This is a genomic window from Mesorhizobium sp. M1312 (genome assembly GCF_040318115.1).
Lineage (GTDB): Bacteria > Pseudomonadota > Alphaproteobacteria > Rhizobiales > Rhizobiaceae > Mesorhizobium.
Genome location: NZ_JAMYLQ010000007.1, coordinates 122,589 through 134,248, shown reverse-complemented (window position 1 = coordinate 134,248; position 11,660 = coordinate 122,589). Strand labels below are relative to the sequence as shown.

General features: G+C 62.8%; 10 protein-coding genes. 4 read left to right on the top strand and 6 right to left on the bottom strand.

The genetic code is table 11. From position 1 onward, the window contains the following. Position 1: 1 nt before the first annotated feature. Genes NKH36_RS11325 through NKH36_RS11315 form a run of 3 tightly spaced genes read left to right on the top strand, consistent with a single transcriptional unit; the run spans position 2 to position 2,534 of the window. Complete coding sequence (locus NKH36_RS11325; RefSeq protein ID WP_077373918.1) at positions 2 to 553, top strand: flavoprotein; 552 nt, start codon at positions 2 to 4, stop codon at positions 551 to 553. Next, a complete protein-coding gene (locus NKH36_RS11320; protein WP_352961879.1) occupies positions 546 to 1,940 on the top strand; it encodes a DUF6513 domain-containing protein in 1,395 nt (464 codons plus the stop codon). Before NKH36_RS11325 ends, NKH36_RS11320 begins: the two co-directional genes overlap by 8 nt. A 3-nt stretch (positions 1,941 to 1,943) precedes the next feature. Further along, positions 1,944 to 2,534: a DUF447 domain-containing protein gene (locus tag NKH36_RS11315; protein ID WP_352961876.1), complete on the top strand. Its 591-nt coding sequence runs from the start codon at positions 1,944 to 1,946 to the stop codon at positions 2,532 to 2,534. 237 nt (positions 2,535 to 2,771) lie between these two features. Here the strand turns inward: NKH36_RS11315 and NKH36_RS11310 are convergent, their stop codons facing one another. The 3 genes from NKH36_RS11310 to NKH36_RS11300 form a co-directional block, all read right to left on the bottom strand. After that, on the bottom strand, positions 2,772 to 4,922 hold the full coding sequence (locus NKH36_RS11310; RefSeq protein WP_352961873.1) for a DUF8371 domain-containing protein: 2,151 nt from the start codon (positions 4,920 to 4,922) through the stop codon (positions 2,772 to 2,774). Then, on the bottom strand, positions 4,885 to 6,861 hold the full coding sequence (locus NKH36_RS11305; RefSeq protein ID WP_352961871.1) for an NACHT domain-containing protein: 1,977 nt from the start codon (positions 6,859 to 6,861) through the stop codon (positions 4,885 to 4,887). Before NKH36_RS11305 ends, NKH36_RS11310 begins: the two co-directional genes overlap by 38 nt. Before the next feature lie 279 nt (positions 6,862 to 7,140). Then, entirely contained in the window at positions 7,141 to 8,175 is a 1,035-nt protein-coding gene (locus tag NKH36_RS11300) for a hydantoinase/oxoprolinase family protein (protein ID WP_352961868.1), read from the bottom strand. 56 nt (positions 8,176 to 8,231) lie between these two features. On the opposite strand from NKH36_RS11300, the gene NKH36_RS11295 reads away from it, so the two are divergent. Beyond that, the gene (locus tag NKH36_RS11295) at positions 8,232 to 8,927 is read left to right on the top strand and encodes a HisA/HisF-related TIM barrel protein (RefSeq protein WP_352961866.1); all 696 of its coding nucleotides are present in this window, start codon (positions 8,232 to 8,234) and stop codon (positions 8,925 to 8,927) included. Between the two features lie 246 nt (positions 8,928 to 9,173). On the opposite strand, the gene fae is transcribed toward NKH36_RS11295, so the two are convergent. The 3 genes from fae to NKH36_RS11280 form a co-directional block, all read right to left on the bottom strand. Next, positions 9,174 to 9,680, bottom strand: a complete 507-nt coding sequence (fae, locus tag NKH36_RS11290) for a formaldehyde-activating enzyme (protein ID WP_077373969.1) — start codon at positions 9,678 to 9,680, stop codon at positions 9,174 to 9,176. A gap of 167 nt (positions 9,681 to 9,847) precedes the next feature. Continuing rightward, the gene (locus NKH36_RS11285) at positions 9,848 to 10,690 is read right to left on the bottom strand and encodes a triphosphoribosyl-dephospho-CoA synthase (RefSeq protein WP_352961863.1); all 843 of its coding nucleotides are present in this window, start codon (positions 10,688 to 10,690) and stop codon (positions 9,848 to 9,850) included. Positions 10,691 to 10,702: 12 nt separating this feature from the next. Then, complete coding sequence (locus tag NKH36_RS11280) at positions 10,703 to 11,650, bottom strand: ATP-grasp domain-containing protein (protein ID WP_352961860.1); 948 nt, start codon at positions 11,648 to 11,650, stop codon at positions 10,703 to 10,705. Positions 11,651 to 11,660: the final 10 nt, after the last annotated feature.

The window sequence follows — 11,660 nt, the reverse complement described above, 5'->3', positions numbered from 1 at the left end:
GATGGCGACGCTGCATACGCCGCGCTGGGCATGGGTTTTGACCGGTTCCGGTCATTTTTTTACGGAGAGCTTCGCACTCATTCACCAGCTAGAGCATTGCGATGTCTTCGTGTCGAAAGCCGCCAACGAAGTGCTGCGCATGTACAAGCTCAAGCTCGATTTCCCGGAGACGACGCGCGTGCTGCACGACAAGACGGCGAGCGCGATCCCGGTCGGCGAATTCTATCACGGTGTCTACCATACGGTCGTGGTGGCGCCAGCCAGTTCCAACACGGTCGCCAAATGCGTGCACGGCATTTCCGACACGCTCGCCACCAATGTCTTTGCCCAGGCCGGAAAATGCCGGGTGCCGGCTATCGTCTTTGCCTGCGACACCGCGCCGGAACTCGAAACCATGGCGCCGCATGGGCTGGTCAAGGTCTATCCGCGCAGGATCGACCTGGAGAATACCAACCAGCTGAAGAGTTTTGAGCGGACCCAGGTGGTCGAGTCGCTTGCCGATCTCGAAGCCTCGGTCAGACGGCGCCACGCCGAACTCGCAAGCCATGGCTGAGCGGCTGGTCTTTCTTACCGGCCATCTGGCCAAGGTCCGGCTGGAAAGACTGCTGGCCGGGTTGGGCGAAACCGAATTTGCCTGGGAGATCATCGACATCGGCGTCAAGGTTGCCGCGCTGATGAGCGAAGACATCATCAAGCGGCGGCTCAGCCTGACAGGCGGCGCCGACCGCGTCATCCTGCCCGGCCGCTATCGCGGCGACCTCGAGCATCTGTCGGATCATTTCGGCGTGCCCTTCATACGCGGCCCCGACGAGATCGCCGATCTGCCGGCCTTTCTCGGCCGTGCGGGCGAGCCGCCTGACCTTTCGCGTCATGACATGCGCATCTTCGCCGAAATCGTCGACGCGCCGATGCTGTCGGTCGAGGCGCTGGTGGCGAGGGCACGGACGCTGGCTTCGGCCGGCGCCGACGTCATCGATCTCGGCTGCCTGCCGGAAACGCCCTTTCCGTTGCTGGAAGAGGCCGTGCTCGAGCTGAAGGCACAGGGGTTTCTGATCAGCGTCGATTCCGCCAGCACGGACGAACTGTCGATCGGCGCACGCGCCGGTGCGGACTATCTTCTCAGCCTCGATGAGAACACGCTGCCGTTGGCTTTCAATTGCAAGGCCGTACCAGTGCTGATCCCGTCCACGCCCGGCGACTTGGATTCGCTCGGGCGGGCCATCGAAGCGGCGCAAAAGGCCGGTGTCGCCTTCATCGCGGATCCGGTGCTCGACCCGATCCATTTCGGCTTTGCCGCGTCACTTGGCCGCTTCATCGAGGCGCGCCGCCGCTGGCCCGAGGTGGAATTGCTGATGGGCACCGGCAATCTCACCGAATTGACCGACGCCGACAGTTCCGGCGTCACCGCCGTTCTGGCCGGGCTCTGTTCGGAACTTCAGATCAAAAACGTGCTTGCCGTGCATGTCAGCCCGCACACGCTGCGAACGATCGAGGAGCACGATATTGCCCGCCGCATCCTGTTCGCGGCGAAGAATGACGGTGCGCTGCCGCGGAGTTACCATCCAGGGCTGCTGCAGGTTCACGACCGCAAGCCGTTTACGGCCTCGACCGAGGATATCGCAGCACTCGCGGCCGAGGTGCGCGACACCAACTTCCGCATCATGACTGCCGAGGACGGCATCCATGTTTTCAACGGCAAGGGGCATGCGGTTGCCACGGATGCGTTTGAACTCTTTACCGGGCTTGGCGTTGAGGCGGATGGCGCACACGCGTTCTATCTCGGCGCGGAACTGATGAAAGCCGAGATCGCGTGGCGCCTCGGCAAGCGCTATGTGCAGGACGAGCCGCTCGCATGGGGCGTTGCTGCGCCGGCTCCCGAAACCGACCGCACCCGTCTCGCGGAAGCGGGCCACACGCTTCGCGCGAAGAAAGAGCGCTAAACCATGCCCTACATTCGCGAATCGATCATCACCACCGTCAACAAGACCGGCGATGTCCACCTCGCGCCGATCGGCATCATCGCCGAGAAGAACGGCTGGATCATCGCGCCGTTCCGGCCGTCGATCACGCTCGACAATCTCGCCGAAGTGCCGTTCGCCATCGCCAATTACACCGATGACGTGCGTGTCTTTGCCGGCTGCCTGACCGGCCGCAAGCATTGGCCAACCATTGCGGTCGACGGGTTTGCGGTGCCGCGGCTCGAAGCGGCGCTCGCGCATTCGGTCCTCGAAGTCGAGAATGTTGATGACGATGCTATGCGACCTCGCCATTTCTGCCGCGTGGTGCAGGAGGAAACGCATGCGCCGTTCACCGGCTTCAACCGCGCCAAGGCGGCGGTGCTGGAACTGGCCATCCTGGTCAGCCGGCTCGGCATGCTGCCGCGCGACAAGATCGAGGCGGAAATCGCGTACCTTTCGATTGCCATCGAAAAGACCGCGGGCGAGGGCGAAAAGGAAGCCTGGGACTGGCTGATGCAGCGCGTCGGCGATCACCTTGCGGCCGAGGATGCCAGCGGCGAGGATGCGCGGGGCTGAACGGGATACGCTGAACCAGGGTAGGCGTCCGGGCTGACGCGTTTTAGCATGGTACACGGTGGCGGTGATCTCAAACGGCGGTGTTCGACCCTTTGCGGTCATTGAGCCCGGTATGCACGATGACTGGAGTGGGGCCGGTTTCGGACAGGCAGCTATCTATAGGGTTGAGACCGCGTACAGCAGCAAGTCACAACGTGAGCCGTGCATATTCCGGAGAGAGAGCCCCAAAGCGCCACGTCAGGATTGTCCAGCGGTGAAGTCGAATACCACCACGTCGATTAGCGCGCGGCGTGCATCGGGAATCCGGGCGATCAGCATCTTACGCATCTCCTCTGCGCTCGCGGGCGAGGGAAGCCCGTCGGGGTGAACCTTCAGCCGCCGGTTGCTCGCCGACGGCATATCGCCAAACCACAACACACAATAAATGCCGCGCTGTTCGGAGCGCCAGTCGATGAGATATTGGGCATCGAGTTGGCCGGACGCCGCGTCCCAGACATCCGTGTGCCACTGGCCCTTCACCTCGACCGGTAATTGCATAGCCCCCCGCGAAAAGGCGAGGTCTGCCCGCTTGGTCTGAGGCATGTCTGCTTCGGTGATGCGCTGGATATCATAGCGAGCAAGTTCGGGGCTAATCATCGCCGCTAGCCGGTCGCGGCAGCGGTTCTCATCGCGTGGAATGCCGGCGTCGGACCAGAATTCGATCACCGAATCGAGGTCGTCGCCGATGAGCTTGCGCCGTGCGAGGTCCATCTCCTCGAGAACTAGCGCCTTCAGGTCCTCGATATTGCCCGGCGGTTCATCGTCGAGAAGCGCTGCGAGATCGCCCGGCGCCAGCGCCGAAAAAGCATCCTCGGCGCGCTTCTGCCGCTGCTCGGCTGACATGTGCCGAGTCCATTCTGCGTAGCTGTCAGTAGGCCCGGCTGCGAGCCGTGCCATAGCTTCGCTTGCTTCCACGCTCGTGTCGTCAGCGATCCGGCTGATTAGCGAGCGCAGGAAGTCGGTTGCGTCATAGTCGTTGGTGTTGCCCGAACCAGAGCCTTCCAGCATCGCATAAGGCCATTGCTGGCGGAACTCGGTGATGATCCACTCGGCCTGCGCGACCGTCAGCGGCAACATCCGGCCGCGCCGTTCAAACTGGAGCCGGTTGCGCAGGAACCAGATGAATTCGGGATGCTCTGCGCCGATTCCAACGAGATCGGGCCGCACCACGTCGAACCGCACCAGCACGTCGATCGCCAGCCATGACAGCATATGATCGAAATTGCGAAATACCGTTGCCGCGCGCGCTTCGGCTACTTCACGTAGCGCGTCGAGCGCGTCGCCAGAGGTCAGGCAATCGACCAACCCAACCTCGACAGACTCGGGAACATTAGGGAAGGCGGTCAGCCAACCAGCGCCAATCGCCGCCCCGGTTGACTGCCAGTCTGGATCATGGGCGAGCCTGTAGAGCCCCGCGATATGCTCATTGCCTGCCGCCAGAGCGGGTTCGATCCAGACCCGCGCGAACGCTCGCCGCGCTTCGGGAGTGGGGATAACCTCGGCCTCCAACGCCGCGCGTAGTGCCTCTTGCCGCTCCTTGAGGTTCCAGCCATGATCGTCATAGCTGAGCAGCAGCGCGGCGTGTTTGAGCGATTCGGACAGGTCGGCCACGCCCATTCCGTTGCGCGCTCGCTCATAAAGTCCGGCCATGATCGCGAAGCCATAATTATAGATCGTCCTCTGCGCGAAACCATCAGCGATTTCAGCGGCAGTAGGTAGATCGGCGCGATGCAACACGGCCTCGAATCCGACGAGCGCGTCATCACGTAGAGCCGGCCCGATCCATTCGGCCAAGCGCTCGTCGGGCGGCAGTTCGCTCGGCAAGCCCGGGACCCTGTTGAAATAGGCTTTCGCGGAAGGCACGATCGCCATCAGCTTGCCCGCGCGCAAATCGTCGCGGGCCTTTTCCAACTCGCGACGTGCCGTCTCGAAGTTCACCTTGCGCTTGCGCGCCTGCTTGGCCGCTTCCTTTTCCCGCCGAACTTCCCAGGCGGGCCGCTTGGGGGTTTCGAGCTTGCGCAAGAAATCTGCGAGTGGCTTGTCATCGCGCCGGAACGCCTCCGCCGCTTCCCGCACATCCGGATCGAGCCCGTCGGAACCCCAGCCGATGCACACCAAATCCTTCCAGTCCTGGCGCAGTTCGGACGCCTTGTTGTTACCTTGGGCGAGGCGATCGAGCGCGCAGACAATGTCACCGGGCCGCCCTGTTAACCCAACCAGCCGCCGCTGCAGATAGAACTCAGTGCCCCATAGGCTGTCCTTGTGACGGTCGTTCGCGAGCGCATGCCTCTGGGCCTCGCGGCGCAACGCGTCATGCGATGCCAACCGTCCGGCTAGCTTCTTTTGCACCCTCGCTCTGGTAGCGATGTGCCCGCTCAATGGTCTCCAGCCAGCGCCACAGCGAAGATGCCTGGGCCGGTCCGACCATATTCTCATCGATCGCACGGACGATGAGATGCGCCACGATGTCGGCGGCGTCGCTAATATTTTCCCAATTGCCGTCGCGCAGCAGTTCAGCATAATCGGCGATCAGGTCTAGCACCCCGACCAACCGCGCCGAGGGAATCGCGTCCAACAAACGATTATAGTTGTGCGCCGTATGGACACGCCGTCCTTTACGTCGTGGCAGCCGGCAACTGGTTACCCCCATTCCGGCGAACAAGGTCGCGACCAGCAGCTCATCCGACACGTCGGCATCGATGAGGGGAATCAGCTGACGCGCGAGGCGCGGCGCGTCGTCGCCGCCCTGATCAGTCAGGGCCGCGATCGTCGTTTGCCACCAAGCGCGGTCGCGATGCGGAAACAAGGCTTTCGCCGCGTCGTCGCGTTCCCGATAGAAGCGCTCCGGCGACAGCACGATCGCCTCAAGCGTATTGGCCAACTCGGCGGCAAGCGACGTGCCATCCAGCCCTTCAATCAGCAGGGAGCGGAGATGCCCACTACTAGCCGCCGAAGCGATGATCACGTCGATCTTGAGCTTGAGCGCTGGAATCATCAGTCCTGCGGCGGTCTTGCTGTCCCAATCCGCCGAGCGGAAATAGGGATCGTCCTCAGCGAGCAAACGGAGTGCCTCGAACAGGCAATCCCCGAGATGCGGAGTCAGCGCGGCAGTTTCGCCATAGCGCAGCACGCCATAGGGGTCTTTGCCGATGACCCGCTCGGCCATCGCTGGGCTGTGATAGGCGAGCCAGGCATGCAGGCCACGCAGGCTCGCTGGCACACCGCCGCTCCCGTGCAATTGCGCGAGAACGCGCCGCTGCGCTCGCGGGGTCGCGGCCTGTCTTGCGAGCCAACGCGCGCCGAGATATTCGGCGATAACCCGGTGAATCGGCTTGGCCCGCGACGGCCCAACGCTGTGGAATAGCTTGGAGGAAAAGATCGCCCGCGCGGCCTCTGCCGTGGGCAGTTTCTCCAAGTCGGCAAGCCGCAGATCGCCTTGCTGGACGAGTGTAGCGCCCGCCGCGCTGGCGGCTTCGGCACCCGCGAACAACAGACTGGCGGCGATCGCCCCGGCGGCATCGAGCGCTTCATCCTGGGTGAGTTGCGCTAATCCCTCATCCTGCCGATCGGGATCGTGCTCGGGCCAGACTAAGGTACAGACGCGCTCGAACAACGCCGCGCGCGTCCCCGGCAATTGCGTATCGGTCTCGGCGACCCGTCCCATCAGATCCAACGTCAACGGATTGCGATACAGCTCTTCAAGGCTGTGCGCCGTGAGGTGGTCGAGCACATGATCTGCGTCCACGCTCGAGTGCTGCGCGACGAGATAAGCGCGCGCCTCAAGCCGATCAAAAGGTTCGAGCGTCAGGATTCTGGGATCAGCGCCGTAGAGTTGGCGCAAGTTCGTCACGCTGCGCGCCTGCCACTCACGCGAACGACACGAGAGGATGAATGGCGGCGAATCCGCTTCTTCGAGCTGGGCGAGGATCGCATCGATCGCGTCGCCTTCGCGCCGCGACATCGCCTCGTCGAGGCCATCGATCAGGACCGGGGTGCCCGCCGACATCAACTTCTCCGGATTCTTGGCATTGATGAATCGGATCGCCGTGATCGGTTCGACGCCTAGCCGCCGGCCGAGTTCGCGCATCAACTTGCTCTTGCCCATGCCAGGCTCACCAAGGACAACTTTGTTGTCCACAAGCGCGAGAAGCCCGGCCTCATCAACTCGGTTGTCGAGGATTGAGGCATCGGTGAGCGTGAGCCGGCGGGGGAAATAAACCGCGGCAGGCGCCAAGCTTGTATCTTTTTTCTGCGTTTCAGTAGACGCTGGAGAAAGGCCGCTTGCCATGTGTGAAATGTATGTCTCCTCTCCGGTCACATATCCAATTTAGGCATATGATGGGGCGATGTCAGCTTTCAGGTCGCAGAGAGTCGAGCAGAATGACGTACTAGAGGCGCGAACCGGACATACGCCGGGCGGGTGCCGAACGTCGGGTTTCCACCCTTTTGCGTCCATGCGCGCGGTCCGATTTTGGATGCGCTGGTACGGGTGGAGATCTTTCAAGCCGGGCCAATTCCAGGGCAGTATCTCATCTCCCCGATTGATCGGATGGCCATGACATAGCGCCTACAATTGAGATCCCGCCAACAGCGCCACCGCTGACGCGGGTGCCACGCTGCTCGCTTCGCCGCGAACGGCGTCATCTGCGGGGATGATCTCGGCAAAATCGACGAAACGGCGTTCCATGCGTTCGGCCAGGCGCCTGATCTGCCAGCGGCCGGTTCCGGCGCCGACGATCGGCGCGTCCGGGGCAAGGGGGCCGGCAACCAGGGATGCTGCATCGTGGATCTTGCGCAACTGCTGCTCGCTGAACCAGCGCGCGACTTCACGCCATTCCGGCAGGGTCAGGTCGGCGGCGTCGCGGCCGATCATGCGCGCCAGCCGCGCGATCGAACCGGCGATCGTTTTTTCCTTGCCGTCGGCGGTAGAGTGCCTGTCGTCCTTCTCGTCGAGCACCCCCAGGATCCGGTGCGCGTCGGCGATCGAGGCGAAATACTCGTTCATCAGCGGTGTCAGCCTGCCGCGGACGGGGGCAGACGAGGCCACACCGAACAGGAACGTCCTGGTGAAGCCGGTATAGACCAGTTCGCCAGTCAGCAGCCGTCCGGCATCGGTGTAGCCGTCATTGGCGACGGCGCCTTTCTTGATGGCGATAATGTCGGTGGTGGTGGAGCCCATATCGACGAACAGGGCATCGCCGGCGAGTTTCGCCACCAACGACGCCGTCGCGTGCCAGTTGGCGGAGGCGACATCGGTGCTCAGCCGCGCTGCCTGCTCGACCCCGACAAAGCCGGATGGCCCGGCGTAGATCAGTTTTTCGCCTGGGAAACGGCTTGAAATCTCATCCAGCAGGGCCGTGACGCCGGCATCGCGGGACGGAAAGATGTCAGCCAGTTCGCCGGTCATGGTGAATGCGTTGAGATCGGCGCCCGCATAAATCGGAGCCGTTTCCTCGAATGCCAAGGTCAGATTGTCGAGCCCTAGCCAAAGCGGCGTGGCGATCGTTACTGCCTCGACGATGCGGCCGTCCTCCGCGCGCGTCGCCTTCAGATGCGCGCCGCCAATATCGAAGCCGGCAATGATGCTCTTTCTTTTTTCCACACTTCAAGCTTTCATCACAGGGGGACAGTTGGGACAGTTGGTCAGCGAGAAAAGCGTTGCGTATCATTCCGGTTCTCGACCTGAAAGGCGGCGAAGTGGTCCGCGCCCAGCAAGGAAAACGCGATCGCTACAGGCCGATCGTTACGCCGCTCAGCCAAAGTTCCGATGTCGTCGCAGTCACTGAGGGCCTGCGCGGGCTTTATCCTTTTCCGACCTTCTATATCGCCGATCTGGATGCCATCGAAGGCGGAACGCCAAACAGCGGCGCGCTTGCCCGGCTGAAGGCGATGGCGGAGCCGCCGGAGCTTTGGGTCGATGCCGGCATCGCCGACGAGAAAACCCTTTCGGCAGCACTTGCCGAACCCTGTCTTTACCCGGTCCTGGGTTCCGAATCGCAACGGGACGATGCGCTGTTCCGGCGTTTTTGCGATCATCCCGACCTTATCCTGTCGCTGGACTTCTTCGACGGGTTTCGCGGTCCGCCATCGTTTCTCGACGAGCCGGAGCTTTGGCCGCAAAAGGTGATCGTCATGACACTGGCCAAGGTCGGCACCGCCTCCGGTCCCGATTTCACGCGGCTCGAGGCGATCAAGGCGAAGGCTGGAAGTCGCTCCGTGATCGCGGCCGGCGGGGTGCGCAACGAGGCTGACATTCGCGCCCTTTCGTCACTCGGTATCGCCGCGGCGCTGGTTGCGACCTCGCTGCATGACGGCACGCTCACGCCGGGTCACCTCGCAACGCTTGGCACCTGACATCGCGTAGCCTCGAATTTCGGCCTCGGAAACTGTGCCTCAGATCTAGAGCGGCGAACTCTCAAGTCGATCGTCTCGCCGCTCTATCTCTTGCTGGAGCATCGGATTCCCAAACCAGTCCACCCTCGGGTCAGACCCGAGGGCAGTTTTCGGTCCGATGCTCTAAAAGCCCAGAAGTTTTTTCAGGCGGCGCAACAGACCATCCGGCTCAGCGGAGGGTTTTATCTGTGCGGGGCTGTCTCTTGTCTAAGCCGCGAACGGGTGCTTCACCTGGTCCCGCTTATCCGTGGCTTCGGCGGCCGTCGGCGTTCCTGCGACGGCGCGTTGGATGGCTTCCTTTGTCGCTTCGTAATTGTACTTCTGGATCTTGGCGTCGTCCGCCGCATCCCAGTGGATGAAAACGCCGACGCAGATGAACAGATCGTCCGCCTCATTGGCGGGAATGATCCCCTCGGCGACGCTGTCCTGCACGGCCTTTGCAACCGCATGCTGGGCCGGACCGAACATCTGCACGGCCTGCTTGGCGCCCTTGATCGTGACCTTGTTGAACATCACGGTGTTGGGCTTGCACTGAAGATTGGGCGCGATCACCGCCAAAAGGGAGGTAAAACCGTCCTTGTTGTTGGTAAGCGCGTTGCAAAATGCTGTTTCGACTGCGCTCCCCCGTGGGCCGATAAGCAGGTCGACATGCGCCACTTCGTTGCCGTCTCCTACCAGCGATTCACCGACCATTACTTTCGAGATTTTTGCCATGCCAATTTCCTCCAAGACACAGTTATGGTGTCCAAAGACGCCGCAAACCGAGCGAGCGCTCGATGGACAGCTATCCTTGTTGGCAGCGCCCGGACATCCGGACCGGTTGGCTGGATAGCCGCGGAAGCCCAGCTTCCGCTCCTGAAAGTCAACCACCAACGTTGCGATTATGCAAGCTGAACGCCGAGGAGGTGGACTAAAAGAGTAGCCACGGTCAGATCGGCCGAGGTGCCGGGGTTGACGTTGTCCGCCTTCAGCCGGCGGTCGAGCTCTATCAGCAGACGAATGCGTGACGTCTCGTCATCGTTGGCATGCAGCGCCGCCTCAACGGCAAGGGCTTCTTGCCGCGCCTGATTTGCGGCTTCAGCTCCATGTTTGCGCACCACATGACTGTCGGGGAACCCTGCGAGAAACGCCATGTAGGCGAATACCGTCGGCCACATGCCGCCTTCCCCGCGTGCCAACGCCGCTTCCAGAGCCGCAAGCCCGACGCCGAATACGTCGCCGAAACAGGTAACATACTGGCGGGCGATCATGTCGCGGTCGGCCGCCTCCCGCATTGCTTCGAGCAGATGAACCTTCGGCTCCTGCCGCACATCGTTCGCGGCCTCTCCGAGGCCGCCCGGCGCGGCCGCGACGATCGCCTCGAACACCGCCCTGGTATCATCCATGCTCATTTCGCGCAGCACCGCGTCGAGATTGTCGTGCAGTCTGCTGCCGGTCATTTCCGCGGCGCATAGCAGAGGTCCTGCCAGAAGAATGATACCGAGATTGGTATTAGTCGCGACCGCCAGACGTGTCGCGCGGACAGCTTCCATCATGCGCTGTCCGACCGGCAGGCGCGGATCGGTCAGCGGCCCGGACGAGACCTCTGCGCTCGTCATGAACTGGGCAGCGGACATGCCGTGCCCGTCGGCGAACAGATGGACATTGCCCGGTTTCAGCGCCTCGATTTCCATCCGGCAGGCATCCTTGTAGGCAGCCCGGAGGCGTTCTCGCGAAAGCGCCATGCTAGCGGCTCGTCACGAATTTGCCGGCGCGGTAAGGCGGTACGGGCGCGCTGCCGCCGCCCCCTCTGGGCGATCAGCCAGGAATTTCAGCAGGGCGTCGGCAATCGCGTCGGCGATGTTCACCGCGACGACCGATTGAAGCCCGGACCAGGCGGGCATGCTGTTGACCTCCAGCACGAACAGCTGGCCGTCGGCCGCCGGCACGATGTCGACGCCGGCGAAGTCCGCGCCGATAGCGGCGGCGGCGGCTCTTGCCAGCGCCGCTAATTCGGTTTCGCCGTGCCCCGCGACTTGCTCGGGCACTGCCCCCCGATTGACGTTGGTGATCCAGTCGTCGCCGCGGCGGCTCATCATCGCCAGGACCTCGCCGGCGCAGACGAAAACGCGAAAATCGCGGAAAGGAGGGCCGGGACGCGGCACGTAATGCTGGAGATAGTAGACGCTGTTCACTTCGTCCTCGGCGGGGAGATCGGACAGTGTTTCGATCAGCCGGATGCCGCGGCCTTGTGCGCCGAAAAGCGGCTTCAGCACCAGCGGCGTGAACGGCAGTTCGCGTTCGGCGATCGCTTCTGCCATGGCACGTCCCTCGACCGCGAATGTCGGCGGCGTCGGCAGGCCGGCATTCTTCAGGAGGAAGGTCGTCATCGACTTGTCGACGCAGCGTTCTATCGCCTGCGCAGAGTTCCACACCGGAATGGAAAGCTTGGCGAATGCGTGCAGCACACCGAGGCGCCGGGTGACCGCTTCGAACGATCCGGCGGCGATCGAACGTACAAGCACAGCATCGGGCAGCGCGCCGTCGAAGCCGGGTATCGAGAGTCCGCTCGGGCTGCCGGTGTCGAACGCGATCGCCGCCAGCGGTACGGTTGCGACCACGGCGCCCCGCCTGTCCAGCCTTGCCGCCAAGCCCTTGGAGCGGGTGTCCGAGACATCGCTGACGATCAGGATGGGGGGGATCATGTTAGGCCTC

Bases quoted from the DNA above. Each gene is read 5' to 3' on its own strand.
- NKH36_RS11320 (WP_352961879.1), top strand. From the start codon at position 546: ATGGCTGAGCGGCTGGTCTTTCTTACCGGCCATCTGGCCAAGGTCCGG.
- fae (WP_077373969.1), bottom strand. From the start codon at position 9,680: ATGGCAAAAATCTCGAAAGTAATGGTCGGTGAATCGCTGGTAGGAGAC.
- NKH36_RS11315 (WP_352961876.1), top strand. From the start codon at position 1,944: ATGCCCTACATTCGCGAATCGATCATCACCACCGTCAACAAGACCGGC.
- NKH36_RS11285 (WP_352961863.1), bottom strand. From the start codon at position 10,690: ATGGCGCTTTCGCGAGAACGCCTCCGGGCTGCCTACAAGGATGCCTGC.
- NKH36_RS11305 (WP_352961871.1), bottom strand. From the start codon at position 6,861: ATGGCAAGCGGCCTTTCTCCAGCGTCTACTGAAACGCAGAAAAAAGAT.
- NKH36_RS11280 (WP_352961860.1), bottom strand. From the start codon at position 11,650: ATGATCCCCCCCATCCTGATCGTCAGCGATGTCTCGGACACCCGCTCC.
- NKH36_RS11325 (WP_077373918.1), top strand. From the start codon at position 2: ATGGCGACGCTGCATACGCCGCGCTGGGCATGGGTTTTGACCGGTTCC.